This is a genomic window from Pseudomonas sp. G166, assembly GCF_037027455.2.
Taxonomy (GTDB): domain Bacteria; phylum Pseudomonadota; class Gammaproteobacteria; order Pseudomonadales; family Pseudomonadaceae; genus Aquipseudomonas.
Genome location: NZ_CP146985.1, coordinates 1,574,385 through 1,598,284, shown reverse-complemented (window position 1 = coordinate 1,598,284; position 23,900 = coordinate 1,574,385). Strand labels below are relative to the sequence as shown.

25 protein-coding genes and 1 riboswitch are annotated in these 23,900 nt (G+C 61.0%); of the genes, 14 read left to right on the top strand and 11 right to left on the bottom strand.

Annotated elements, in window-relative coordinates; all coding sequences use genetic code 11:
• Nucleotides 1–4: 4 nt before the first annotated feature.
• Nucleotides 5–1,438: a M48 family metalloprotease gene (locus SGN16_RS07195; protein ID WP_335943610.1), complete on the top strand. Its 1,434-nt coding sequence runs from the start codon at nucleotides 5–7 to the stop codon at nucleotides 1,436–1,438.
• A 63-nt stretch (nucleotides 1,439–1,501) separates the two neighbouring features.
• Here SGN16_RS07195 and SGN16_RS07190 read toward each other — a convergent pair whose 3' ends face one another.
• The 4 genes from SGN16_RS07190 to rpoE form a co-directional block, all read right to left on the bottom strand.
• Entirely contained in the window at nucleotides 1,502–2,932 is a 1,431-nt protein-coding gene (locus SGN16_RS07190) for a DegQ family serine endoprotease (protein WP_210643297.1), read from the bottom strand.
• Nucleotides 2,933–3,160: 228 nt separating this feature from the next.
• Nucleotides 3,161–4,108 carry a MucB/RseB C-terminal domain-containing protein gene (locus SGN16_RS07185; protein ID WP_335943609.1) on the bottom strand — a complete coding sequence of 316 codons (948 nt, stop codon included), beginning with the start codon at nucleotides 4,106–4,108 and terminating at the stop codon, nucleotides 3,161–3,163.
• 9 nt (nucleotides 4,109–4,117) lie between these two features.
• Complete coding sequence (locus SGN16_RS07180; RefSeq protein WP_210643295.1) at nucleotides 4,118–4,705, bottom strand: RseA family anti-sigma factor; 588 nt, start codon at nucleotides 4,703–4,705, stop codon at nucleotides 4,118–4,120.
• Nucleotides 4,706–4,735: 30 nt separating this feature from the next.
• Nucleotides 4,736–5,317: an RNA polymerase sigma factor RpoE gene (rpoE, locus tag SGN16_RS07175; protein ID WP_003172477.1), complete on the bottom strand. Its 582-nt coding sequence runs from the start codon at nucleotides 5,315–5,317 to the stop codon at nucleotides 4,736–4,738.
• A gap of 559 nt (nucleotides 5,318–5,876) precedes the next feature.
• Between rpoE and nadB the strand changes: the two genes are divergently transcribed.
• On the top strand, nucleotides 5,877–7,493 hold the full coding sequence (nadB, locus tag SGN16_RS07170) for an L-aspartate oxidase (protein ID WP_335943607.1): 1,617 nt from the start codon (nucleotides 5,877–5,879) through the stop codon (nucleotides 7,491–7,493).
• Here nadB and SGN16_RS07165 read toward each other — a convergent pair.
• Both SGN16_RS07165 and SGN16_RS07160 read right to left on the bottom strand, forming a co-directional pair.
• Complete coding sequence (locus SGN16_RS07165; protein WP_335943606.1) at nucleotides 7,462–7,914, bottom strand: protein YgfX; 453 nt, start codon at nucleotides 7,912–7,914, stop codon at nucleotides 7,462–7,464. The genes nadB and SGN16_RS07165 overlap by 32 nt on opposite strands.
• Nucleotides 7,898–8,152 (bottom strand): succinate dehydrogenase assembly factor 2, encoded by a 255-nt coding sequence (locus tag SGN16_RS07160; RefSeq protein WP_003184348.1) that lies wholly within the window; start codon nucleotides 8,150–8,152, stop codon nucleotides 7,898–7,900. Before SGN16_RS07160 ends, SGN16_RS07165 begins: the two co-directional genes overlap by 17 nt.
• Before the next feature lie 149 nt (nucleotides 8,153–8,301).
• Here SGN16_RS07160 and SGN16_RS07155 point away from each other — a divergent pair, with 149 nt between their 5' ends.
• Entirely contained in the window at nucleotides 8,302–9,243 is a 942-nt protein-coding gene (locus tag SGN16_RS07155; RefSeq protein WP_335943605.1) for a folate-binding protein YgfZ, read from the top strand.
• A gap of 35 nt (nucleotides 9,244–9,278) precedes the next feature.
• The gene (locus SGN16_RS07150) at nucleotides 9,279–10,100 is read left to right on the top strand and encodes an HDOD domain-containing protein (RefSeq protein ID WP_210643291.1); all 822 of its coding nucleotides are present in this window, start codon (nucleotides 9,279–9,281) and stop codon (nucleotides 10,098–10,100) included.
• Nucleotides 10,101–10,185: 85 nt separating this feature from the next.
• On the opposite strand, the gene SGN16_RS07145 is transcribed toward SGN16_RS07150, so the two are convergent.
• Genes SGN16_RS07145 through SGN16_RS07135 form a run of 3 tightly spaced genes read right to left on the bottom strand, consistent with a single transcriptional unit; the run spans nucleotide 10,186 to nucleotide 12,490 of the window.
• Nucleotides 10,186–11,577, bottom strand: coding sequence for a sensor histidine kinase (locus SGN16_RS07145; protein WP_210643290.1), 1,392 nt, complete (start codon nucleotides 11,575–11,577; stop codon nucleotides 10,186–10,188).
• Entirely contained in the window at nucleotides 11,570–12,241 is a 672-nt protein-coding gene (locus SGN16_RS07140; RefSeq protein WP_025212358.1) for a response regulator, read from the bottom strand. Before SGN16_RS07140 ends, SGN16_RS07145 begins: the two co-directional genes overlap by 8 nt.
• Before the next feature lie 15 nt (nucleotides 12,242–12,256).
• Nucleotides 12,257–12,490 (bottom strand): hypothetical protein, encoded by a 234-nt coding sequence (locus SGN16_RS07135; RefSeq protein WP_158296349.1) that lies wholly within the window; start codon nucleotides 12,488–12,490, stop codon nucleotides 12,257–12,259.
• A 178-nt stretch (nucleotides 12,491–12,668) separates the two neighbouring features.
• On the opposite strand from SGN16_RS07135, the gene SGN16_RS07130 reads away from it, so the two are divergent.
• The 4 genes from SGN16_RS07130 to SGN16_RS07115 are packed head-to-tail and all read left to right on the top strand — an operon-like array spanning nucleotide 12,669 to nucleotide 16,709.
• Nucleotides 12,669–13,646 (top strand): tripartite tricarboxylate transporter substrate binding protein, encoded by a 978-nt coding sequence (locus SGN16_RS07130; protein WP_335943604.1) that lies wholly within the window; start codon nucleotides 12,669–12,671, stop codon nucleotides 13,644–13,646.
• Nucleotides 13,647–13,701: 55 nt separating this feature from the next.
• Complete coding sequence (locus SGN16_RS07125; RefSeq protein WP_003198775.1) at nucleotides 13,702–14,163, top strand: tripartite tricarboxylate transporter TctB family protein; 462 nt, start codon at nucleotides 13,702–13,704, stop codon at nucleotides 14,161–14,163.
• Nucleotide 14,164: 1 nt separating this feature from the next.
• The gene (locus SGN16_RS07120; protein ID WP_335943603.1) at nucleotides 14,165–15,679 is read left to right on the top strand and encodes a tripartite tricarboxylate transporter permease; all 1,515 of its coding nucleotides are present in this window, start codon (nucleotides 14,165–14,167) and stop codon (nucleotides 15,677–15,679) included.
• Nucleotides 15,672–16,709: an AbrB family transcriptional regulator gene (locus SGN16_RS07115; protein ID WP_335943602.1), complete on the top strand. Its 1,038-nt coding sequence runs from the start codon at nucleotides 15,672–15,674 to the stop codon at nucleotides 16,707–16,709. The genes SGN16_RS07120 and SGN16_RS07115 overlap by 8 nt, the downstream gene beginning before the upstream one ends.
• A 111-nt stretch (nucleotides 16,710–16,820) precedes the next feature.
• On the opposite strand, the gene ung is transcribed toward SGN16_RS07115, so the two are convergent.
• Entirely contained in the window at nucleotides 16,821–17,513 is a 693-nt protein-coding gene (gene ung, locus SGN16_RS07110; RefSeq protein WP_210643286.1) for a uracil-DNA glycosylase, read from the bottom strand.
• Between the two features lie 131 nt (nucleotides 17,514–17,644).
• Between ung and SGN16_RS07105 the strand changes: the two genes are divergently transcribed.
• Nucleotides 17,645–18,757 (top strand): enoyl-CoA hydratase/isomerase family protein, encoded by a 1,113-nt coding sequence (locus SGN16_RS07105; RefSeq protein WP_335943601.1) that lies wholly within the window; start codon nucleotides 17,645–17,647, stop codon nucleotides 18,755–18,757.
• A gap of 167 nt (nucleotides 18,758–18,924) precedes the next feature.
• Here SGN16_RS07105 and SGN16_RS07100 read toward each other — a convergent pair whose 3' ends face one another.
• A complete protein-coding gene (locus tag SGN16_RS07100) occupies nucleotides 18,925–19,314 on the bottom strand; it encodes a hypothetical protein (protein ID WP_335943600.1) in 390 nt (129 codons plus the stop codon).
• A gap of 304 nt (nucleotides 19,315–19,618) precedes the next feature.
• A riboswitch (guanidine-I (ykkC/yxkD leader) is annotated at nucleotides 19,619–19,720 on the top strand.
• Between the two features lie 60 nt (nucleotides 19,721–19,780).
• On the opposite strand from SGN16_RS07100, the gene SGN16_RS07095 reads away from it, so the two are divergent.
• From SGN16_RS07095 to SGN16_RS07075, 5 genes are read left to right on the top strand one after another with little or no spacing between them, the layout of a single operon-like run.
• Nucleotides 19,781–20,848, top strand: coding sequence for a putative urea ABC transporter substrate-binding protein (locus SGN16_RS07095; protein ID WP_335943599.1), 1,068 nt, complete (start codon nucleotides 19,781–19,783; stop codon nucleotides 20,846–20,848).
• A gap of 15 nt (nucleotides 20,849–20,863) precedes the next feature.
• A complete protein-coding gene (locus tag SGN16_RS07090) occupies nucleotides 20,864–21,679 on the top strand; it encodes an ABC transporter permease (RefSeq protein WP_210643282.1) in 816 nt (271 codons plus the stop codon).
• Nucleotides 21,676–22,464: an ABC transporter ATP-binding protein gene (locus SGN16_RS07085; protein ID WP_335943598.1), complete on the top strand. Its 789-nt coding sequence runs from the start codon at nucleotides 21,676–21,678 to the stop codon at nucleotides 22,462–22,464. Before SGN16_RS07090 ends, SGN16_RS07085 begins: the two co-directional genes overlap by 4 nt.
• Nucleotides 22,465–22,477: 13 nt before the next feature.
• Nucleotides 22,478–23,203, top strand: a complete 726-nt coding sequence (locus SGN16_RS07080; protein WP_335943597.1) for an urea amidolyase associated protein UAAP1 — start codon at nucleotides 22,478–22,480, stop codon at nucleotides 23,201–23,203.
• 11 nt (nucleotides 23,204–23,214) lie between these two features.
• Nucleotides 23,215–23,856 (top strand): urea amidolyase associated protein UAAP2, encoded by a 642-nt coding sequence (locus tag SGN16_RS07075; RefSeq protein ID WP_335943596.1) that lies wholly within the window; start codon nucleotides 23,215–23,217, stop codon nucleotides 23,854–23,856.
• Nucleotides 23,857–23,900 lie beyond the last annotated feature (44 nt).

Sequence of the window (23,900 nt, the reverse complement as noted above, 5' to 3'; positions counted from 1 at the left end):
GTGCATGACATTTCTGCGCCCCACCCTGCTGACGCTCGCTTGCCTGCTTGCCTCACCGGGCTTCGCCGACGACTTGCCGTCACTTGGCGATGCCAGTTCTGCCATCGTTTCACCGGAACAGGAACACCAGCTGGGGCGCGCCTGGCTGGCCCTGCTGCGCAGCCAGGTTTCACAGCTCAACGACCCACAGCTCAAGGACTACGTCGAGTCCAGCGTCTACAAGCTGGTCGAGACCAGCCAGGTCAATGACCGACGCTTGGAATTCATCCTGATCAACAGCCCTCAGCTCAACGCTTTCGCCGCCCCCGGCGGAATCGTCGGGGTCAACGGTGGCCTGTTCCTCAATGCGCAGACCGAAGGCGAATACGCCTCAGTCATGGCCCACGAACTGGCGCACTTGTCGCAGCGCCACTTTGCCCGTGGCGTCGAGGCCCAGCAACGCATGCAAGTGCCGATGATGGCGGCGTTGCTGACCGGCATCGTGATTGCCGCCGCCGGTGGCGGTGACGCCGGGATCGCGGCCATTGCCGGGACCCAGGCGGCCGCCATCCAGGAACAACGACGTTTCTCGCGCCAGAACGAACAGGAAGCCGACCGCATCGGCATCCAGAACTTGGAAAAGGCCGGCTACGATCCGCGGTCCATGCCGACCATGTTCGAACGCCTGATGCGCCAGTATCGTTTTGATGCCAGACCGCCCGAATTCCTGCTGACTCACCCGGTAACCGAATCCCGGATCGCCGACACCCGTAACCGCGCCGAACAGGCCAAACCGGGTGGCATCGAGGACAGCGTGCGCTATCAACTGATTCGCGCCCGAGTCCAGTTGATCTATGAAGAAACACCTGGCCTGGGCGCCAAGCGCTTCCGGGCGCAACTGGATGAGAACCCGAAGAACGACGTGGCCCGTTATGGCTTGGCAATTGCGCAGATCAAGGGTGGCCAGTTGAATGAAGCCCGGGAGAATCTCAAACCGCTGCTGGCCAAATCGCCCAACGAGATCATCTACAACCTGGCCCAGGTTGATTTGGACATCACCAGCAACAAGCTGGCCGACGCGCAATCTCGCGTCGACCGCATGCTGAGCCAATACCCGGGCAACTATCCGCTCAATCAGGTGCGCGTCGACCTGTTGCTCAAGCAGAACCGCCCCGCCGACGCCGAGAAGGCTCTGGAGAACCTGCTCAAGACCCGTCCGGACGACCCTGACGTCTGGTACATGGTGGCCGAGACCCGTGGGCTGTCGGGCAATATCATCGGCTTGCACCAGGCGCGTGCCGAGTACTTCGCCCTGGTAGGCGATTACCGTCAGGCGATCCAGCAACTGGACTTCGCCAAACGCCGTGCCGGCACCAACTTCCCGCTGTCGTCACGCATCGATGCGCGACAACGAGAGCTCATGGAGCAAGAGCGCATGGTCAAGGACATGATGGGCTGAGTATTCATCGCGCACAAAAAAACCGCCTCTGTCGAGGCGGTTTTTTATTGAGCCGCTAACCGGTCATTCGGCCAGTTTGAAGGTGATGAAGCTCGCACGCCCCTGACGCAGAACCCGCATCGACACCGAACGATTCTTCGGCAGTGCCTTGGCAATATCGGTGAACTCCTTGGCGGAACCGATTGCCTGGTTGTTCAGGTGCGTAATGATGTCGCCCGGCTGCAGGCCGATCAAAGCGGCAGGCCCTTCCTGCACTTCCTTGATCACTACGCCACCTTGGAGCTCCAGGGTCCGCTTCTGCTCTTCGGTCAGTTCGGCCACGGCCACGCCCAGGCGGTTGCTGCTGCGCTCGACACCGGACTTAGACAGCGAATCGAGTTCCTTGCCTTCTTCAGGAATGGCACCGACAGTCAATTCGACGTTCTTGCGCTTGCCTTCGCGAATCACTTCCAGATTGGCCTTGGCACCAGCCTTCAAGGCGCCGACCAAATGCGGCAGGTCCGCGGACATGACGATTGGCTGACCGTTCATGCTCAGGATCACGTCACCCACTTGCAGGCCGCCCTTGGCAGCCGGCCCACCTTCCTGGATCTGCGCCACCAGCGCACCAGCCGGCTTCTCCAGCCCGAACGACTCGGCCAGGTCCTTGTTCACTTCCTGGATGACCACGCCCAGCCAGCCGCGGCTGACTTTGCCTCCGCTTTTCAGCTGGTTGGAGACGTCCATCGCAACATCGATCGGAATGGCGAAGGACACGCCCATGAACCCGCCCGAACGGGTGTAGATCTGGGAGTTGATGCCCACCACCTCACCGGCGAGGTTGAACAACGGACCACCGGAGTTACCTGGGTTGATCGGCACGTCGGTCTGGATAAACGGCACATAGTTTTCATTCGGCAGGCTGCGACCGATGGCACTGACGATGCCTTGGGTCACGGTGTGGTCGAAGCCGAACGGCGAACCGATGGCCACCACCCACTGGCCGGCTTTCAAGTCTTGGGATTTGCCCAGCTTGAGTACCGGCAGATCCTTGCCTTCGATTTTCAGCAACGCCACGTCGGAACGTGGGTCGGTGCCGATCAGCTTGGCCTTGAGCTCACTGCGATCAGCCAGGCGCACCAGGATTTCGTCAGCATCGGCGATTACATGGTTGTTGGTCAGGATGTAACCATCGGGCGAGATTATGAAGCCCGAGCCCAGGGACTGGGCTTCACGCTGACGGCCCCCGCCGGGTGAACGCGGTTGCTGCGGCATGCCGCGCTCGAAGAACTCGCGCAGCATCGGCGGCAAACCTTCCAGGTCGGGCATCTGTTGATCCGACACCCGGCGATCCGGCAGCTTCTGGGTGGTACTGATATTCACCACCGCTGGGGAAGCCTGCTCGACCAGTTGAGTGAAGTCAGGCAACTCGACCGCCACCGCAGGCACGGCCTGACCGAGCACCAGCACGGTGGCAAAAATAGAGAGATAGGTTTTCAAGCGTGGTATCGACATACGGCTCCCGTTACGACGAGCATGGTTAAGCGATATGGAGCAAGAAACACCAAGGCAAGATACGCCGGTATTTTTGTTCCGGGAACAGACAAGGCCAGAGCCGAGCGGCTCTGACCTATAGAAAAAAACCTGAAGTTTTGCAAATGAAAATGCTGACAGAAAGTTTCGGCATCTCGATCAAGCCCTGGCGTTATCAGCCTCTTGCGCAATCGAACCACCCAAGCAGCACTATTGAGTAGCCGTGACATCGGATCGCATGGAGAGCGCAATCCGTTCCGCTGTCCCGATGGGTATCTCGCCGACCACCGTGACCATCATTTCACCCTGAGGCGTCGTGAGGCGACGGGAGACAGCAGCCGTCGGGCCAAGCTGAGTGCGGGTATCGGTAGCGGTAGCGCCGTTCAACGGCTCCAGAAACACCGAGAAGCGAGCCAGGCCATCGTCGTACATCAGACTATTGACCTGGATCTGGGTGTCCGGATCCTTGCGTGTAGTGCTGCTGGACAATTCAAAACCAGGCGGAAGCCAATCCGAGTGCCAGGCAGCCTTCACCGCAGTAGCTGTACCCGGCTCCTGCGCGACCGCCTTGCACTCGGAACTGGCTTGCAATTCGCCGTCTGACGGCTCTGCAATGTTCAAGCGAGTGAACTGGAAGCGCTCGAGCAATTGGCCCTTGTCGTTGAGCAACAACGACTTGAGCGGCAGGCCCGTCTCTTTGTCCAGATGCAGCTCGAAACCGTAGCGATGCTGGTCCTTGGGCGTCAATGACACAATGACCGCTTGACGCCCGGCCACGCGCGACTTGCCAATGACAGCAAGGTCATACCAATTCTTGAGTTTTTGCGGATCGAGCGCACGTGCGGTGCCATCAGGCGTATTGCCCAGCCCTGCGATCAGGGAGCCGCTGACGCATTGAGTATAGCCATCAATGCGTACGACTTCCTGTGCCGAACCGTCGAGCTGGAGTAACCGCTCGCGGACTTTGCCATTCTGGACACGATGCCAGATGTTATGGGTAGAAAAACTACCATTGCGCTCGTAAACGAAAGTGCCCTGAAAGCTTTGCTGCTGCTCGGCCTGACTCAGACGATTCAACCAATCTTGAGCCTCACCGGCATAGGCTGGAACAGCACACCAGCCACCCAGCAAAAGCGTGAATAGAGGTATGGCGCGCAATATTCCTCCTTAACGGTTTTCCAGGCTGGCAGCACGGGCGTAAGGCAGCGCGCTCTCGGTACCCTTCAAGGCAGCCTGCTGGGCATGCTGACGCAGGTAGTTGGGCAGACGCTGATCATGCCAGCCGGGTTGGCCTTGCAGAACACCGTTGACCATTGGACCTGCAGCTTCCGAACTTTCGCTATAACCGGCCAGTACCGCCGGGCCCTTGACCTGTGGAGCAGCCAGGCCAGGCTGGGTGGACTGCTGTGCCATCTGCACGCCAGCAATCTCATCCTGGTTATACAGGCGTACACCAGCCAAAACAGCTACGGTGACCGAAGCGGCAACTGCCAGGCGACCCAGGCTGCGCCATGGTCCGCGGGAAGCTTTTGCCGGTACGGCTTCGTCAGCCAATGCAGCAGAAACGGCCGCAGCGATGTCCAGACGCGGAAGCAGCAGGTCCTTGTGCATGACAGCCCGGGCGATCTGGTAACGAGCCCAGGTCTCACGGGTTTCAACATCGTCGAAGGCATTCAACACCCGACGCAATTCCAATTCGTCCGCTTCGTTATCCATCACTGCGGACAGCGATTCCTGCAGGGCTTCACGACTCATGGCGTTCCTCTCTTGGCTGTCGCCGCTGTCTCAGTTTTCCTGCAACAACGGTTGCAGGGCTTTATCGATGGCCTCCCGAGCGCGGAAAATCCGGGAGCGCACGGTACCCACCGGACATTGCATGACGCTCGCAATGTCCTCGTAACTCAGACCGTCGAATTCACGTAAAGTTAAAGCCGTACGCAAATCTTCAGGCAGTTGCTGGATAGTTCGATGGACGGTGCCTTCGATCTCATCCCGCAGCAACGCTCGTTCCGGTGATTCGAGATCCTTGAGACCATGATCGCCATCATAGAACTCTGCATCTTCGGAACTCACATCGCTATCCGGCGGCCGGCGGCCGCGTGAAACCAGATAGTTTTTCGCCGTGTTGATGGCGATGCGGTAAAGCCACGTGTAAAACGCGCTGTCTCCGCGAAAATTTCCAAGTGCACGGTAAGCCTTGATAAAGGCTTCCTGAGCAACATCCTGGGCTTCATGGGTGTCGTGCACAAAACGCACGATCAACCCGAGAATTTTGTGCTGGTATTTCAGCACTAGCAGATCGAAAGCTCGCTTGTCGCCGCGTTGTACGCGCTCGACCAGCTGCTGATCCTCTTCCTGGGTTAGCATGAACACTCCTCGATAAGCTCGAAGGAGGCTTGCATTACTAATTGACCGGGCTTGCAAACATAGACTCGGGCTTTTCGCAAAAGTTCTCCCCCTTTCAAGCAAGTTTCCGGCGCGCTCTGATCTCGGCACGCACGAAAAACGCAGCGCGAGATGCCCCGGCTGCGCGAATAATCTGTCGGCGGGCCTAACGGCAAAGACTCGAATCGAAATCTTCTACCAACCCGACGCTGCTCCCTTTTGCAGACAACCGTCTATTGAACGTAGGCGCCTGGCAAAAGTTCCCACTATTTATAGCGCTGTGAATTGAACATTGGGCAACCAGGACGAGAAAAACAGCGTTCTGTCCTCGAAACGGCCGCCTTATCGCCCATCCACCCAAATCGTGATCCGACGAAGCGTGTCGCTTTTCTGTCACCCTGGTTTCACATTGCCATGAATGCCCGGCTATTGTGCCGATCCCCCCCTCTATATACTAGTGGGCTGCGTGGCTGCCTGACCCGTTGATGCGGATGTCTTGCGCCAACCCCGACCCGGGTCGCTTTGAGCGGAAACCTTCCAAATGAGCCAACAGTTCCAACACGATGTTCTGGTAATCGGCAGCGGCGCCGCCGGATTGAGCCTTGCACTGACTTTGCCTGAGCATCTGCGCATCGCAGTGCTGAGCAAAGGCGACCTGGCCAACGGTTCGACATTCTGGGCCCAAGGCGGTGTCGCGGCCGTACTGGATGACACCGACACGATTGAATCCCACGTCGAAGACACCCTCAACGCCGGCGGTGGCCTGTGCAATCCAGAGGCGGTGCGCTTCACCGTCGAACACAGCAGGGAAGCCATCCAGTGGCTGATCGACCAGGGTGTACCGTTCACCCGCGACGAGCAATCCGGCACCGAAGACGGCGGTTTCGAGTTTCATTTGACTCGCGAAGGCGGTCACAGCCATCGACGCATCATTCACGCGGCTGATGCCACTGGCGCGGCGATCTTCAAGACTCTGCTGGCCAAGGCTCGGCAACGACCGAATATCGAATTGCTCGAACAGCGCGTCGCGGTCGACCTGATCACCGAAAAACGCCTGGGCCTGGATGGCGAACGTTGCCTGGGCGCCTATGTGCTCAATCGCAGCACTGGCGAAGTCGACACTTACGGCGCGCGCTTCGTGATCCTGGCCTCCGGTGGCGCGGCGAAAGTCTACTTGTATACCAGCAACCCCGACGGTGCCTGCGGTGATGGCATCGCCATGGCCTGGCGCTCTGGTTGCCGAGTGGCGAACCTGGAGTTCAATCAGTTCCACCCTACTTGCCTTTATCACCCGTTGGCCAAGAGCTTCCTGGTGACTGAAGCCCTGCGAGGCGAAGGCGCCCACTTGAAGCTGCCTAACGGCGAACGCTTCATGCAGCGCTTCGATCCGCGCGCCGAGCTGGCGCCACGGGACATCGTCGCCCGGGCCATCGACCATGAAATGAAGCGCCTGGGCATTGATTGCGTTTACCTGGACATCAGTCACAAACCCGAAGCGTTCATCAAGAGCCACTTCCCGACGGTGTACGAGCGCTGCCTGGAATTTTCCATCGACATCACCAAGCAACCGATCCCGGTGGTGCCAGCGGCGCATTACACCTGCGGGGGCGTGATGGTCGACCAGCGGGGGCGTACCGACGTGCCAGGGCTGTATGCCATTGGCGAAACCAGCTTCACCGGCCTGCACGGCGCCAACCGCATGGCCAGCAACTCACTGCTGGAGTGTTTCGTCTATGCACGCTCGACAGCGGCAGACATTCTGCAGCAGTTGCCGCAAATCGCCATTCCGACCGCCCTACCCTCCTGGGACGCCAGCCAGGTCACCGATTCGGATGAAGACGTGATCATTGCGCACAACTGGGACGAATTGCGGCGTTTCATGTGGGACTATGTCGGCATCGTGCGCACCAACAAGCGCTTGCAAAGGGCGCAGCACCGGGTGCGCCTGCTGCTCGATGAAATCGATGAGTTCTACAGTAACTACAAAGTCAGCCGCGACCTGATCGAGCTGCGCAATCTGGCCCAGGTGGCAGAATTGATGATCCGCTCGGCCATGGAGCGCAAGGAAAGCCGGGGACTGCATTACACCCTCGACTACCCGAACCTGTTGCCCGAGGCGCTGGACACTATCCTGGTGCCGCCCACCTACGCCGACTGAACCTGAGCCGCACCCGCAGGCGCCGATGTTCATCCGGCGCCAGCGCGTCGCGGGGCACGCACAGCGACCGGACCCACCATTCATCCGGCAGGCGGAAACGCAATACGACGATCATTGGCAGGGCCAGGCTGTCGGCGCGCAACTGCACCGGCTGCCAGCCACGGGCCCGGCTCCAGAGCTGCCAGCCTGCGGCATCACGACGCAAGCCGCAAAAGGCTCGGCGATGACTCAGCAACAGATGTCGAGGTATCGTCCAGGCGCCATGAGCCAGGCACAGCGCAATACCCAGCACGGCGAGCCAGAACGGGACAGACAACAGAAACAACGCACCCAGGGCGAACACCTGGGCCAGGAGATAGGCCGCCAGCAAGTGCCCGGAGGCATGCCAGCGGCATTCGAAGCGACTACTTGGGCTGGACACGGTCCAGGATCATCCGAACCATGCGCTGCAACTCCGGGTCTTCGGATTCGCTGCGCTCCATGAACCAGCCAAACATGTCCTGATCCTCGCATTCGAGCAGACGGACGTAGCAGGCACGATCCACTTCATTGAGATGGGGGTAAACCTCTTTCACAAACGGCACCAGCAACACGTCCAGCTCAAGCATGCCGCGGCGGCTGTGCCAGTAGAGGCGATTGAGTTCAACATCTTCGACCATGGAGCGCTCCTCAAATAGAGCGCAAGTATACAGGCCCCGCCACGGTGGAACAGACGGCTTTGGTCGGGCATCACCGATCCTTTGTGAACTACCCATTTCAAGGGCGTCCCCTTATGATGTCCACCAGACTTTTTACCCTGCGATGACCCATGGCTGATTCCGCTTTTTTTTGCACCCTGTCCCACGAAGGCGTTCTCGCAGTCCGCGGCGCGGATGCCGGCAAATTCCTGCAAGGCCAATTGACCTGCAATCTCAACCACCTGAGCGACAGCCGGGCTAGCCTCGGCGCGCGCTGCACCCAGAAAGGCCGGATGCAATCGAGTTTCCGCATCCTGCTTGAAGGCGATGGCGTGCTGATGGCCATGGCCAGCGAGTTGCTCGAACCACAGCTGGCCGACCTGAAAAAATATGCCGTTTTCTCCAAATCCAAACTAACCGATGAAAGTGCCGCCTGGGTCCGCTTCGGCCTGGAAAACGCCGATGCAGCGTTGACCGGCCTGGGCCTCGAGCTGCCGGCCGACACCGACAGCGTGGCTCGCCATGAATCCTTGATCGCCATCCGCGTCTCCCCCGGTCGCGCCGAACTGTGGGCCCCCGCTGGGCAGGCACAGACGCTGGCGTCACGGCTGCGCGCGACACTGACCGAGGCGGACTTGAACCTGTGGCTGCTGGGCCAGGTCCGCGCAGGGATCGGCCAGGTCATGCCGGCCACCCGCGAATTGTTCATCCCGCAGATGCTCAATCTGCAAGCCGTCGGCGGCGTGAGTTTCAAGAAGGGTTGCTACACCGGCCAGGAAATCGTCGCCCGCATGCAGTACCTCGGCAAGCTCAAGCGGCGCCTGTATCGCCTGCAGCTGGACGCCAGCGAATTGCCGGCTCCCGGCACCGCGCTATTCTCACCTACTCACAGCAGTTCCATCGGCGAGGTGGTGATCGCCGCTCGTGCCGAGCGAAACATTGAACTGCTGGCAGTGTTGCAGGCCGAAGCAGCAGAGGATGGCAATCTTCATCTCGGTGATTTGGAGGGCCCGGTCTTGCAGTTGCTGGACCTGCCTTACGAGCTGGACCGTGACCGCGAAATCCAGCGCTGATCGCAGCATTTGTCGCAACACCCTAGAGAACCGAAATGAGCGATTTGGCGGATAAGGTCCAACGGGATTTGGTACAGGCCATCGATAACGATGACTTGGTTCTGCCAACATTACCGGAAGTGGCCCTGCAGATTCGCCGGGCCGCCGAAGACCCGGAAATCAGCGTCAGCAACCTGAGCAAAGTGATCGGCCGCGACACGGCGCTCTCGGCACGCTTGATAAAAGTGGTCAACAGCCCGCTGCTGCGTGCTACCCAGGAAGTCACCGACCTGCATACAGCCATCACTCGGCTGGGGGTCAACTACAGCAGCAACCTGGCCATCGGTCTGGTCATGGAACAGATATTCCATGCCCGCTCCGACGTAGTGGAACAGAAGATGCGCGAGGTCTGGCGCAAGAGCCTGGAGATCGCCGGCGTCAGCTATGCATTGTGCCGCGGTTATACCCAACTCAAGCCCGACCAGGCCGCGCTCGGTGGGTTGGTGCACCAGATCGGCGTGTTGCCGATCCTGACTTATGCCCAAGACAACAATGAACTGCTGTCGGATCCGGTCAGCCTCAACCATGTCATTGAAACGATTCACCCGGTGCTGGGAGACAAGTTGCTCAGTGTCTGGGAATTTCCAGAGCGACTGGTGAAGCTTCCGGGGTTGTATCTGGACTTCACTCGGGATTCGAAGCACATCGATTACGTCGACCTGGTGCAGATCGCGGCGCTGTATTGCTACAAAGGCACCGACCACCCCCTCAGCCAGGTCGACCTGTTCGCGGTTCCGGCTTTCAGGAAGCTGGGCATCGACCTGGACAACAAGGCCCGGTGCGCGGATATCGAAGAAGCGCGGGCGATGTTTGACTAAGCAGGCCAGATAGCCAACGAACTCGAGTCAGGCTTGATCCTGTGGCGAGGGGATTTAGCCCCTCGCCACAGAGACTCGCTCTGGATCAATCTGAGCCGGGGATAAAACTCACCCGCACCTTCAACCCACGCTCTTGCCCGTCATGCAGGGTGATCTGTGCCAAGTGTGCGCGACAGATTTCACCGACGATCGCCAATCCCAGGCCGGACCCGGCCACTTGCTGGTTGCGTCGATAGAAGCGCTCGAACACCCGATCCCGCTCATGCAGCGGAATGCCCGGCCCATCATCCTCGACTTCCAGCACCGCCGGTGCGCTGACCCTCAAAATCACGTTGCCGCCCGACGGTGTATGGGCCAGGGCGTTGTCCACCAGATTGCTCAACAGTTCATTCAGCAAGGTTGGCTCGCCCCGCAGCCATACCGGCTCGTCGGCCTCCAAGGCCAACGCCACACCTCTGGCGTGGGCCAGCGGGGCCATGGCCATGCCCAGTTCACGAGCCAATTGGCTCAGGTCAAGCAACTGCGCGCCGCCCTCGGCAATGGCCCGAGCGCCGTTTTCCACGCGCGCCAGGGACAGCAGTTGATTGGCCAGATGGGTCAGGCGATCGGTGCCCTGGGCCGCGGTTTCCAGGGTTTCACGCCAGGTCGCCGGCTCACTGGCGCGCAAGCCCAGTTCAAGGCGGGCCTTGAGCGCAGCCAGGGGCGTGCGCAGTTCATGGGCGGCATCAGCAATGAATTGCGCCTGTCGCTCGAATTGCCCGCGCAAACGCTCAGTGAAATGGTTGAGGGCGCGCACCAGCGGCCAGAGTTCATGCTGGACTTCCACCAGTGGCAATGGCCGTAGATCGTCCGGCTGGCGCTCCTCCACCGCCGTACGCAAGCGTTCCAACGGGCGCAGTGCGGCACTGACCGCGAACCACACCAACAACAGCGCCCCCACGGCCAGCATGCCCAAGCGCAACAACGTGTCAGCCATGAGGCTGCGGGCCATGCTGACCCGCGCTTCTTCAGTTTCCGCCACACGAATTTCCGCCATGCCGTTCATGTTCGGCTCGCTCACCGCCTTGAGCAGGCTCACCACCCGCACGTTCTGGCCCTGGTAACTGGCGTTGTAGAAGCGTGCCAGGGCTGGGTAATCGTCCGTACGCGGCGTGCCGGGCGGCGGGCCTGGGAGATTTTCGTAGCCGGAAATCAGCTTCCTGTTGATGTCATTGACCTGGTAATAAATACGTCCGGCGCTGTCGTAGGCGAAAGTGTCCAGGGCCACGTAGGGCACATCTGCGCTGAGGCTGCCGTCGCGTTGCGAAAGACCGGCCGCGATAGTCCGGGCCGAGGCCAGCAGGGTCCGGTCGTAGGCGGTATCCGCAGCCTCGCGACCGTTCCAATAGGCGCTCAAGCCGCTGGCGAGCATCAGCACCACCAACAACAGCGCCAGGTTCCTGAGCAGCCGCCAGCGCAGGCTGTCGGGCTTATGCATCACGGTTTTCCAGCAGATAGCCCAGGCCGCGGAACGTCACGATGGCCACGGCATGGCCATCGAGCTTCTTGCGCAAGCGGTGGATGTAGATTTCGATGGCATCAGGGCTGGCTTCTTCGTCCAGGCCGAACACCTGGGCCGCCACCTGCTCCTTGCTCATCACCCGCCCCGGCCGGGCGATCAACGCCTCCAGCACGGCTTGCTCACGTGACGTCAGGGTCAGCAGTTCGTCATCGAGGGTGAAGCGGCGGGTATCCAGGTCATAGACCAGCCCACCACAACGCTGCTGGCGTTCCCCCCCCAATACGCTGCGGCGCAGCAATGCCTTGACCCGTGCTTCAAGCTCCGTGAGCTCGAATGGCTTGGCCAGGTAATCGTCGGCTCCCAGGTTCAGGCCATGGACCCGGTCCTTGACGTCACTGCGCGCGGTCAGCATCAACACCGGCAGGGTCTTGCCCCGGGACCGCAAACGCGCCAGCACCTCGAAGCCATCCATGCGCGGCAGCCCCACATCGAGGATCGCCACGGCGTATTCCTCACTGCTCAAGGCCAGGTCGGCCGCCACCCCGTCGTGCAATACATCCACGGTCAAGCCGGTGCTCTTGAGGGCCTGGGCTACACTTTCGGCGAGCTGCAGATGGTCTTCGACGAGCAGAACACGCATGGATTTTTCCTCGATTCAGGGATGGTCGACGCCATTCTTTGGCGCGGAGTTTACAGCCGCATGGGCAGCTGTGAAGGCAAAAAACATTCTGAAAGCTTCTGAAAGGTTAGCGAAAGGTTGAGCCATTAGAGTCCCTTTACGGATAGTTTCGACTGCCCGCCGCGACGCCCGATCGCGAATGAAAAATGCCACGAAGCGTTTTCGTCCCAATAAGAAAAATAAAAGCGGAGTATTCACCATGCTGTCCATGCAGCTCCAGGCCCCAGCGCCTGCTCGCCCTTCTCGCTTGAACCAGACCGCCTTGAGCGATGTCGCCCCGCATTCAATTCCGGTAACGACCTGCGCGCCCCATCAACGATGACTTGGGCGGGGATCCGTCAACGACAATTTTTCACCACGCACAACAACAATTCCTGTGGAGACAACAATGAACCTATCACTGCGTAAAGTAGCCTTGGCCGCCGGATGCCTGATGTTCGCCGGGCAGTTGCTCGCCGAACCTAAGCGCCCTGAATGCATCGCTCCGGCCGCCCCCGGCGGCGGTTTCGACCTGACGTGCAAACTGGCGCAAAGCGCGCTGGTCAACCAGAAACTGCTGACCAAGCCCATGCGTGTGACCTACATGCCCGGCGGTGTCGGCGCTGTGGCCTACAACGCAGTGGTCGCCCAGCGTCCGGCCGACGCCGGAACGCTGGTGGCCTGGTCCAGCGGTTCGTTGTTGAACCTGGCGCAAGGCAAGTTCGGTCGTTTCGATGAAAACGCCGTGCGCTGGCTGGCGGCCGTCGGCACCAGCTACGGCGCCATCGCGGTGAAGAGCGATTCGCCCTACAAGAACCTCGACGATCTGGTACAGGCCCTGAAGAAAGATCCGGGTTCCGTGGTCATCGGCTCCGGCGGCACCGTCGGCAGCCAGGACTGGATGCAAACCGCCCTGATCGCCAAGGCCGCCGGCATCGATCCTCGCAAACTGCGCTACGTGGCCCTCGAAGGTGGCGGTGAAATCGCCACCGCCTTGCTCGGCGGCCATATTCAGGTAGGCAGTACGGACATTTCCGACTCCATGCCACACATCCAGAGCGGTGATATGCGCCTGCTCGCCGTGTTCGCCGAGAAGCGCCTGGACGAGCCGGAAATGAAAGACATCCCGACCGCTCGCGAGCAAGGCTACGACATCCTCTGGCCAGTGGTCCGCGGCTTCTACCTCGGGCCAAAGGTCAGCGACGAAGACTATGCCTGGTGGAAAGATGCCTTCGACAAACTGCTGGCTTCCGAGGAATTCGCCAAGCTGCGTGACCAGCGCGAGCTGTTCCCATTTGCCATGACCGGCCCGGAACTGGACGCCTATGTGAAGAAACAAGTGGCCGATTACAAGGTGCTGGCCAAAGAGTTCGGCCTGATCCAGTAATCGTCTCTGTTCTCGCGGCGGCGCTGGCACTGCCGGCGCCGCCCAGGAGTTAGTCATGCTCACCATCCAACGTATTTTTGCCGCGGTGCTGCTACTGGTCTGTATCGGTCTGGCGCTGATGGCTTGGCCCTATCAGGCCGCCTTTTCCTACGAACCGGTCGGTCCCCGCGCCTTTCCCTTGCTGATGCTCGGGCTGATGGGACTGGCATTGCTGTACATGCTGTTTCGTCCTACGCCCATCGTGCACAGCGACGAAGACCCGCACCTGGACCGCGAAACCTTGCAGAAGATCGGCATCTGCGTGGTGCTGCTGCTGGTATTCGCCGGAACCTTCGAACCCCTGGGCTTCATCCTCGCCAGCATCCTGATTGGCGTGCCGATGGCGCGCCTGTATGGCGGTCGCTGGGTGCCGAGCGTAGTGATCATCAGCCTGATGGCCATCGGTCTCTACCTGTTGTTCGACAAGCTGATGGACGTGCCGCTGCCCTTGGGCCTGCTCGACGTCCTGGAGAATTGATATGGATACCCTGAATTATCTCGGCCAGGGTTTTGGCGTTGCACTGACTCCCTACAATCTCGTCACAGCACTGACCGGCACCTTGATCGGCACCGTGGTCGGGCTGCTGCCGGGCCTGGGCCCGATCAACGGCGTGGCGCTGCTGATCCCGATTGCCTTTGCCCTGGGCTTGCCACCGGAGTCGGCACTGATCCTGCTGGCGGCGGTGTACCTGGGTTGCGAATACGGCGGACGTATCAGCTCGATTCTGCTGAACATCCCCGGCGAAGCCTCCACCGTGATGACTACCCTCGACGGCTACCCGATGGCGCGCCAGGGCTTGGCCGGGGTGGCATTGTCGCTGTCGGCGTGGAGCTCGTTCATCGGTGCGTTCATCGCCACCTGCGGCATGGTGCTGTTCGCACCGCTGCTGGCCAAATGGGCGATTGCCTTCGGACCGGCGGAGTATTTCGTGCTGATGGTGTTCGCCATCGTCTGCCTCGGCGGCATGGCCGGCGATCGACCGCTCAAGACGTTCATCGCGGCGCTGATCGGGCTGTTCCTGTCCTGCGTCGGGATCGATGCCAACAGCGGCGTGTACCGTTTCACCGGTGACAACATCCACTTGACCGACGGTATCCAGTTCGTCGTGCTGGTGCTGGGCCTGTTCTCCATCAGCGAAATCCTGTTGCTGTTGGAAAAAACCCATCGCGGCCAGGAAGCGGTGAAAGCCACCGGGCGGATGATGTTCAACTTCAAGGAAGCGGCGTCGGTCTTTACGGTCAACCTGCGTTGCGGCGTACTCGGTTTCATCATGGGCGTGTTGCCGGGTGCCGGTGCGACCCTGGCCAGTGCCGTGGCCTACATGACTGAAAAACGCATTGCCGGTGCCAGTGGCACGTTCGGCCAGGGTGACAAGCGCGGCCTCGCCGCTCCGGAAACCGCCATCGGCGGCGCAGCCTGCGGTGCGCTGGTACCGATGCTGACCCTCGGCGTGCCCGGCTCGGGCACCACGGCGGTGATGATCGGCGCCCTGTCGCTGTACAACATCACCCCCGGTCCCCTGCTGTTCCAGCAACAGCCGGATATCGTCTGGGGCCTGATCGCGTCGTTGTTCGTCGCCAACATCATGCTGGTGATCCTCAACATTCCGATGATCCGCGTTTTCACCCGCATCCTGGCCGTGCCGAACTGGGCACTGGTACCGGTCATCGCGATCATCACCGGGATTGGCGTCTACGCGGTGCATGCCACCACGTTCGACCTGTTCCTGATGATCGGCATCGGTATCTTCGGTTACATCCTGCGCAAGCTGGACTTCCCGCTGTCGCCGGTCCTGCTGGGTTTCATCCTTGGTGGGCTGATGGAGCAAAACCTGCGGCGCGCGCTGTCGATTTCCAACGGTGCGCTGGAGATCCTCTGGTCGAGCCCGATCACCTTCGGTTGCTGGATCCTGACGGCGATCATGCTGTTCATGCCACTGGTGCGGATCTGGCGTCGCCGCGCTGCACAACGTCGTGCCCTGGCCAATGTCTGAGGCAACATTCAGACAATGGTGGGGAACCCCGCTGGTCGGTCTGGCCGGCGGGTATCTGGCCAGCCTGATCGGCTGGCCTTTGCCCTGGATGGTCGGCTCGTTGCTGGCGATCATCCTGGTGCGCTGCTTGACGCCTTGGCAACTGATGGAAATCCCCGGCGGCCGTAAATGCGGCCAATGGGTGGTGGGCATCGGCATCGGCCTGCACTTCACTCCGGTGGTGATGGAACAGGTCTTGAGCCACTTCGGCCTGATCTTCTTCGGCGCGCTGATCACCAGCGTGTCCAGCGTAGTGAGTGTGTGGCTGATGCGTCGCACCGGCGAAGACCGCGCCACCGCATTCTTCTCCAGCATGCCGGGCGGTTCCGGCGAAATGGTCAACCTCGGTGCCCGCAACGGCGCTGATCTCAGTCGCGTCGCTGCGGGCCAGAGCCTGCGGGTGCTGGTGGTGGTGCTGTGCGTGCCGGCGGCGTTCAAATACCTGTTGGGCGAAGGCGCCCCGGTGCAACACGCCACTACGGTGGACTGGCTGTGGCTGGCGATGCTGTTCCCGGCGGGCGCCCTGCTCGCCTGGATTTGGGAGCGCTTGCGCCAACCCAATCCATGGTTGTTCGGGCCGTTGCTGGTGAGCTCGGCGGTGAGCGTCGGTTGGGACCTGCACATCGGCCTGCCCAACGGCGCCAGCCAGATCGGCCAGTGGCTGATCGGCAGCGGGTTGGGCTGTCATTTCAACCGGCAGTTCTTCCGTCGGGCGCCATCGTTCATGGGGCGTACCCTGATCGGCACGGTGCTGACGATGCTGATCGCCACGCTTGCGGCCTTGGGCCTGAGCACCTTGACGCTTCTGGACTTGCGTTCGCTGACATTGGGCATGATGCCCGGCGGCATCGCGGAAATGAGCCTGACGGCAGAGACGCTGCAACTGTCGGTGCCGCTGGTGACGGCGTTGCAAGTGATGCGGTTGTTGTTCGTGCTGTTTCTGGCGGAGCCGTTGTTCAGGTACTGGATGCGCAGGCCGGGTTTGGTCTGATCGTCCGAGGCACCTTCATCGCAAGCAAGCTCGCTCCCACATGGATTGGCGGCATACACAGATCAATGTGGGAGCGAGCCTGCTCGCGATGGGGCCCTCATAGCCGACCACTCAAACCGGCGGCAACCGCCAATCGATCGGCGTTTCACCCTGTTGTTCGAGAAACTTGTTGGTCCGGCTGAAATGCCCGCAACCCAGGAAACCGCGATAAGCCGACAACGGCGACGGATGGACCGAGGTCAGCACCAGGTGCTTGGTGGCGTCGATCAGCTTTTGCTTGCCCTGGGCATGGGCGCCCCACAACAGGAATACCAAGTGCGGTTGGTGCTCACTGACCACTTCGATGATTCGGTCGGTGAAGTGCTGCCACCCCTTGCCCGCATGGGCGTTGGCATTGGCGCGCTCCACGGTCATGGTGGTGTTGAGCAACAACACGCCCTGATCGGCCCAGCTTTGCAGGTAACCGTGATTCGGGATGTCGATGTTCAAATCGCGCTTCAATTCCTTGAAGATGTTCACCAGCGACGGCGGAGCTGGCACACCCGGCTGTACCGAGAAACACAAACCATGAGCCTGGCCAGGGCCGTGGTACGGGTCTTGGCCGAGGATCACCACTTTGACCTTGTCCAACGGCGTGGAATTGAGGGCATTGAAAATCAACGATGCCGGTGGATAAATCTCCTTGCCGGCCGCGTATTCCCGACGCAGGAATTCGCGCAACTCTGTCATGTAGGGCTGGTCGAACTCGGCACGCAGTGCCTGCTTCCAGCTCGGTTCGAGTTTGATACGGTCGTCAGCAGTCATGGTTGCACCCGGTAAAAACAATGGGCGCACCCTAGGAAAGCCTACATGGCTTGTCAATTGATCTGACGTAGAACCGGCACTTTCCTACGCAGCGGTCATACTGAACATTCAATTTTCTGATCGAGGTCACGATGAATCTGCACTTCGAAGAGCTCACTGGCATCGACGGTGCCCGCATCGGCATCGCCACGCTGGATGCCGAGAAATCCCTGAACGCCCTTTCGCTACCGATGATCAACGCCCTGCGTGATCGTTTCGATACCTGGGCCAGAGACCCGCAAATCGTTTGTGTTTTATTGCGCGGCAATGGCGCCAAGGCCTTCTGCGCCGGCGGCGAAGTGCGCAGCCTGGTGGAGGCCTGCCGGGCCAACCCCGGTGAAGTACCGCCCCTGGCTGCGCAATTTTTCGCAGCGGAATACCGCTTGGACTTCAACCTGCACACCTACCCCAAGCCCTTGCTGTGCTGGGGCCACGGCTATGTCCTGGGCGGCGGCATGGGCCTGCTGCAAGGCGCGAGCACCCGGATCGTCACGCCGAGCAGTCGCCTGGCAATGCCGGAGATCAGCATCGGCCTGTACCCGGATGTCGGCGCCAGTTGGTTTCTGTCGCGCCTGCCCGGCAAGCTCGGCCTGTTTCTCGGCCTGACCGGTGCCCATATGAACGCCCGGGACGCCATCGACCTGGGGCTGGCCGATCGCTTCCTGCTGGATGAACAACAGGACGATCTGATCGAAGGCCTGCTGCAACTCAATTGGCAGGAACAGACCGAGATGCAGCTCAACAGCCTGCTCAAGGCCCTGCAGCAGGAAGCGGTCGGCCAAATGCCCGAAGCCCAATGGCTGCCACGTCGACAGAAAATCGATGAGTGGCTGGATGTCAGCGATGTGCGCTGCGCCTGGAAAGCCCTCAGCCTGCTGGTGGAGCACCCGGATCCGTTGATCGCCCGGGCGGCCAAGACCATGACCGAAGGCTCACCACTGACCGCTCATCTGGTCTGGGAACAGATCGCCCGTGCCCGGCATCTGTCCTTGGCCGGGGTGTTCAGGATGGAGTACACCCTGAGCCTCAACTGCTGCCGTCATCCGGAGTTCAGCGAAGGCGTGCGCGCGCGGCTGATCGACAAGGATCACAAACCCCACTGGCACTGGCCGGACATCAATCATGTGCCCGAAGCGGCGGTCGAGGCGCATTTTCACAAGGCGTGGGAAGGGCGGCATCCGTTGGCGGATTTGTCCAACGAGTAAACGATCCAGGAAGAGATCCCTGTGGGAGCGAGCTTGCTCGCGATAGCGGCATGTCAGACACATCAATGCTGACTGACCCGACGCCATCGCGAGCAGGCTCGCTCCCACAAGTTTTATGCAGGCACAAAAAAGCGGCGCTCAATGCGCCGCTTTCTGTTGCCGATGGATCAGCGGTGGCCGCCCCGTCCATCGTGATCGCCGCGGCCACGATGATCACGTCCGCCTCGACCGCCTCGGTCGTCACTCCAGCCACCCCGGTCACGGCCGTCCCAGCCGCCCCGATTCGGATAAGACCGGTACGCCGCTCGCGGTGGCGAGTAATAGCGTGGGCCTTGTTGGTAGTAACGCGGCGGCGAGTAATAACGTGGCGCCGGTTGGTAATACCGCGGGGCGTAATAACCACGCGGCGCCGAATAGTAGCTCCCGCCGCTGTAATAGATCGGCGCCGGTGAGGTGTAGACCTCGGAACGGTAGTAGCTGGTGTCTGCGTCGTAATAAGGCACGCAAGCCGAAAGACTCAAACCGAGAAACGCAAGGAGTAGCAGTCGTCGATACATGGCGGCCTCCTGGACCGCGGATGGGCCACATCAGCGACGCTGATGGGCGGCAGTCAACTTTGTGTGACTGACAAATACTCAGACAGCAAAATGGGAATCTGGTGCGACCCGGCAACAACTGGAAACATGTCACTCGTCGCCCTCTTCCGGTGCGCGGTAGCACCACAAGCAAGCACAAATCCGCCCTCCATCATCCGTCCCCACCACCTACCCTATCTGGCCCGGGCCTTTGCTCGAATTGGCACGGCTCTCGCTTTAACAAACTCCGTGCAGGAGTCATCACAGGTTCGCGGCACCACAATTTGCAATGGCTGACTAGGGTTCCGGCTCGCCTCTGGCGAGTGACTGGTCCGAGAGTTGGCGACCTCCAGTTGAGGTTACACGGCGGGACAAAAGCCCGGGAGACAAGCCACCGTTCGCGGTGCTGCGTTGCTCCTGTCCGCCCTTGATCAACTGGAGAACCACCATGCTCAAGCTTCGTCTGGCCACTCTGCTCATCGCCGCCTTTTCGGCCCTGGTGAGCCTTTCCTCCCCCGCTGCGCAAAAAGACCACTTCAGCGTCTGCTGGACCATTTACGCTGGCTGGATGCCCTGGGAATACGCCGGCAGCCAAGGCATCGTCGACAAATGGGCGAAAAAATACGGCATCAAGATCGATGTCGTGCAACTCAACGATTACGTCGAATCCATCAACCAGTACACCGCCGGTCAGTTCGACGGCTGCACCATGACCAATATGGACGCCCTGACCATTCCCGCCGCCGGTGGCGTGGACAGCACCGCACTGATCGTCAGCGATTTCTCCAACGGCAACGACGGCATCGTCCTCAAGGGCGCGGGCAAGAAAGTCGCTGATCTCAAGGGCATGGACGTCAACCTGGTGGAACTGTCGGTCTCCCATTACTTGCTGGCCCGCGCCCTGGATTCGGCCGGTCTTACCGAGAAAGACCTGAAAGTGGTCAACACCTCCGACGCCGATATCTCCGCCGCCTTCAACACTGATCAGGTCAAGGCCGTTACCACCTGGAACCCGATGCTCTCGGACATCAAGGCCCAGCCCGGCGTGAGCGAAGTGTTCAACTCCAGCCAGATCCCCGGCGAGATCATGGACATGATGGTGGTCAACACCCAGACCCTGCTGGACAACCCAGCCCTGGGCAAGGCGTTGACCGGCGCCTGGTTTGAAGTGGTGGCGCTGATGAACGCGAAAAACGCCGCCAGCAAGGCGGCACTGGAACACATGGCCAAGGCCTCGGGCACCGACCTGGCCGGCTTTCAGTCGCAACTGGACACCACCAAGCTGTTCGCCACGCCCAAGGAAGCCCTGAGCTTCGCCACCAGCCAGCAACTGCCGACGACCATGGGCAAGGTGGCCGAGTTCTCGTTCCAGCACGGCTTGCTCGGCGAAGGCGCCAAAAATACCGACGCGGTCGGCATGGCTTTCGCCAATGGCGTGACCCGCGGCGACAAGGCCAACCTCAAGCTGCGCTTCGACCCGACCTACGTACAGTTGGCCGCCGACGCCAAGCTGTAAACCGGAGAAGCTGGCATGCGCCTGATCAACCGCTACCCGGATCGTCCCAGCCGCTTGTTGCTGGTGATCCTGCCATTCGCGCTGGTGTTGTTCGCCTACTTCATGGGCTCGGCCGACCGGTTGACGGATAACCCTAACGACAAGTTGCTGCCCAGTGCCGTGCAGATGGCCGATGCGGTGAAACGCCTGGCCTTCACCGCCGATGCACGCAGTGGCGATTACTTGCTCTGGCAAGACACCGCGTCGAGTCTGCGTCGGCTGGCCATCGGCCTGGGCATCAGTGCCCTGGCGGGGCTGTGCCTGGGCATCGCCGCCGGCACGTTGCCGCTGCTGGGCGCGCCGCTATCGCCATTGCTCACCGTGGTGTCGATGGTGCCGCCGCTGGCGATCCTGCCAATCCTGTTCATCGTCTTCGGATTGGGGGAATTATCGAAAGTCATGCTGATCGTGATTGGCATCACGCCGTGCCTGGCCCGGGATCTGGAACAGCGCGCCCGGGAAATTCCGCCCGAGTTGCTGATCAAGGCCCAGACCCTCGGCGCTTCGACCTGGACCCTGATGCTGCGGGTGGTGCTGCCGCAATTGCTGCCGCGCCTGTTGATTTCCCTGCGACTGATGCTGGGGTCGGCCTGGCTGTTTCTGATCGCCGCCGAAGCCATCGCCTCCACCGACGGGCTGGGCTATCGGATTTTCCTGGTGCGGCGTTACCTGGCAATGGACGTGATCTTGCCGTACGTGGTGTGGATCACCCTGCTCGCCTGGCTGATGGATTGGGGCCTCAAGCGCCTGACGCGGCAAGCGTTCCCTTGGTATGAAGGGGCGAAGGCATGAGCTTCATTACCGTGAACAACGTCTGGCAACAATATGGCGATCAGGTGGTGCTTGAGCGCTTGAACCTGAGCGTCGCCGAGGGTGAGTTCTGCACCCTCGTGGGCGCATCGGGTTGCGGCAAGTCGACCTTCCTGCGCTTGCTGCTGGGCCAGGAGCGCGCCAGTCGCGGGCAGATTCTGCTGGACGGTGAACCCCTGGCCGGCGAGCCGGATGCCAGCCGGGGGGTAGTGTTCCAGCGCTACTCGGTGTTCCCGCATCTGACGGTGCTGGACAACGTAGCCCTAGGCCTGGAACTGCCGCGCTCGCCGCTGTTGGGACGACTGTTCGGCAGCGCCAAGCGCCAGGCCCGCGAAGAAGCCGCACGACTGCTCGATAAGGTTGGACTGGGCCATGCGCTGGACAAATACCCGGCGCAGTTGTCCGGCGGCATGCAACAACGGCTGGCCATTGCCCAAGCGCTGATCATGAAACCCCGGGTGCTGCTGCTGGACGAACCTTTCGGCGCCCTCGACCCGGGCATCCGCAAAGACATGCACACCCTGTTGCTGGAGCTGTGGCGCGAAACCCGGCTGACGGTGTTCATGGTCACCCATGACCTGTCCGAAGGTTTCAGCCTCGGCACGCGCCTGTTGGTATTCGACAAGGTCCGTGCCGACCCGCACGCCCCCGGCGCCTATGGCGCACGCATCACCTACGACATTCCACTCAACAGCGACCGGCGCACCGCCCGGGCCGCCGTCGACGCCCTGTCCGCCGCACTGGCCGGCACGTTGCGTATCGCTTGAAAGGAGTTTTTCCATGACCGATTCGACCCCGTTGTTTGCGCCCTTCGCCGAAGAACTGCTGCCCGGTGGCGGCCACCGTTCCTTCGTGCTCAAGCGCGGCCAGTTGCTGCGCCTGACTGACCTGCGCGGCGCAGCCAACGTGAGCCTGACGCTGCTCAATGCCAACGAAAAAACCGAACGCCTGAACCTGCCCGACAGCCTCAAATGCCAACACACCGCCAAACTCACCGCCGGCCATTGCCTGTACTCGGATATGGGTCGGGTACTGGCAGCCATCACCGCCGACACCTGCGGCTGGAGCGATAGCCTTGGCGGCGTGCTCTGCGCCGAGGAAGTCGCTGAAAAATATGGCCAGGGCCGCTATCAGGAACTGCGCAACGGCTTCTTTCGCAACGGCACCGACAACCTGTTGGTGGAACTGGGCAAATGGGGCTTGGGCCTGTCCGACCTGCTGATGACCCTCAACTTGTTCAGTCGGGTCAACGTCGATGAGGCCGGACACTTTCACTTTGTCGAAGGCCATTCCAAAGCCGGTGACTACATCGAGCTGTACGCGCCGATGGACACCCTGGTGGTGCTGACCGCGCTGCAACATCCGATGGACCCGAACCCGCAATACGCCCCGCAACCACTCAAGCTCAGTTGGATGAACGCGGACCCCTGCGTCGCCGAGCACTGCCGCCAGTCGCGCCCGGAAAACCAGCGCGGCTTCATCAACACCGACCGTCTGTTCGCCTGAGGATCGCTGCCATGTCACTCGCCATCGCCACCGTACAAAAGCAGCCTGAAACCGCCATCTATCGCGCCACCATTCCCGCCGGAGAACCGTGGCTGGTGGAGGTCAAGGCCGGCCAGACCCTGCGCATCCTCGACCTGGAGGGCAACCAGGCGGTCGATACGCTGTTCTACAGCCTGGCCAACCCCAAGGAACGCTACGACGTGCAGCGCACCCTGCGCCGGCAAAACAGCGTTTACCTGAGCACCGGCAGCGTCCTGTACTCCAACCTCGGCCACCCGATGCTGACCATCGTCGAAGACACTTGCGGGCGCCACGACACCCTCGGCGGCGCCTGCGCCCAGGAAAGCAACACCGTGCGCTACGCCCTGGAAAAGCGCTACATGCACAGCTGCCGCGACAACTACCTGCGGGCCTGCGCCCACGACGGTCGCCTGGCCAAGGGCGATATCGGACCGAACATCAACTTTTTCATGAACGTGCCGGTCACCGCCGACGGCGGCCTGACCTTCGAAGACGGCATCTCGGCGCCAGGCAAATACGTCGACCTGCGGGCCGAGATGGACGTGATCGTGTTGATCTCCAACTGCCCGCAACTGAACAACCCATGCAACGCCTACAACCCCACGCCAGCGGAGCTCTTGATATGGAACTGAAACTCAGCCGCCTGCGGCGCTGGCTGTTTGTGTTGTGCCAGAGC

Bases quoted from the DNA above. Each gene is read 5' to 3' on its own strand.
- SGN16_RS07195 (WP_335943610.1), top strand. From the start codon at position 5: ATGACATTTCTGCGCCCCACCCTGCTGACGCTCGCTTGCCTGCTTGCC.
- SGN16_RS07190 (WP_210643297.1), bottom strand. From the start codon at position 2,932: ATGTCGATACCACGCTTGAAAACCTATCTCTCTATTTTTGCCACCGTG.
- SGN16_RS07180 (WP_210643295.1), bottom strand. From the start codon at position 4,705: ATGAGTCGTGAAGCCCTGCAGGAATCGCTGTCCGCAGTGATGGATAAC.
- rpoE (WP_003172477.1), bottom strand. From the start codon at position 5,317: ATGCTAACCCAGGAAGAGGATCAGCAGCTGGTCGAGCGCGTACAACGC.
- nadB (WP_335943607.1), top strand. From the start codon at position 5,877: ATGAGCCAACAGTTCCAACACGATGTTCTGGTAATCGGCAGCGGCGCC.
- SGN16_RS07160 (WP_003184348.1), bottom strand. From the start codon at position 8,152: ATGGTCGAAGATGTTGAACTCAATCGCCTCTACTGGCACAGCCGCCGC.
- SGN16_RS07155 (WP_335943605.1), top strand. From the start codon at position 8,302: ATGGCTGATTCCGCTTTTTTTTGCACCCTGTCCCACGAAGGCGTTCTC.
- SGN16_RS07150 (WP_210643291.1), top strand. From the start codon at position 9,279: ATGAGCGATTTGGCGGATAAGGTCCAACGGGATTTGGTACAGGCCATC.
- SGN16_RS07145 (WP_210643290.1), bottom strand. From the start codon at position 11,577: ATGCATAAGCCCGACAGCCTGCGCTGGCGGCTGCTCAGGAACCTGGCG.
- SGN16_RS07140 (WP_025212358.1), bottom strand. From the start codon at position 12,241: ATGCGTGTTCTGCTCGTCGAAGACCATCTGCAGCTCGCCGAAAGTGTA.
- SGN16_RS07135 (WP_158296349.1), bottom strand. From the start codon at position 12,490: ATGGACAGCATGGTGAATACTCCGCTTTTATTTTTCTTATTGGGACGA.
- SGN16_RS07130 (WP_335943604.1), top strand. From the start codon at position 12,669: ATGAACCTATCACTGCGTAAAGTAGCCTTGGCCGCCGGATGCCTGATG.
- SGN16_RS07125 (WP_003198775.1), top strand. From the start codon at position 13,702: ATGCTCACCATCCAACGTATTTTTGCCGCGGTGCTGCTACTGGTCTGT.
- SGN16_RS07120 (WP_335943603.1), top strand. From the start codon at position 14,165: ATGGATACCCTGAATTATCTCGGCCAGGGTTTTGGCGTTGCACTGACT.
- SGN16_RS07115 (WP_335943602.1), top strand. From the start codon at position 15,672: ATGTCTGAGGCAACATTCAGACAATGGTGGGGAACCCCGCTGGTCGGT.
- ung (WP_210643286.1), bottom strand. From the start codon at position 17,513: ATGACTGCTGACGACCGTATCAAACTCGAACCGAGCTGGAAGCAGGCA.
- SGN16_RS07105 (WP_335943601.1), top strand. From the start codon at position 17,645: ATGAATCTGCACTTCGAAGAGCTCACTGGCATCGACGGTGCCCGCATC.
- SGN16_RS07100 (WP_335943600.1), bottom strand. From the start codon at position 19,314: ATGTATCGACGACTGCTACTCCTTGCGTTTCTCGGTTTGAGTCTTTCG.
- SGN16_RS07095 (WP_335943599.1), top strand. From the start codon at position 19,781: ATGCTCAAGCTTCGTCTGGCCACTCTGCTCATCGCCGCCTTTTCGGCC.
- SGN16_RS07090 (WP_210643282.1), top strand. From the start codon at position 20,864: ATGCGCCTGATCAACCGCTACCCGGATCGTCCCAGCCGCTTGTTGCTG.
- SGN16_RS07085 (WP_335943598.1), top strand. From the start codon at position 21,676: ATGAGCTTCATTACCGTGAACAACGTCTGGCAACAATATGGCGATCAG.
- SGN16_RS07080 (WP_335943597.1), top strand. From the start codon at position 22,478: ATGACCGATTCGACCCCGTTGTTTGCGCCCTTCGCCGAAGAACTGCTG.
- SGN16_RS07075 (WP_335943596.1), top strand. From the start codon at position 23,215: ATGTCACTCGCCATCGCCACCGTACAAAAGCAGCCTGAAACCGCCATC.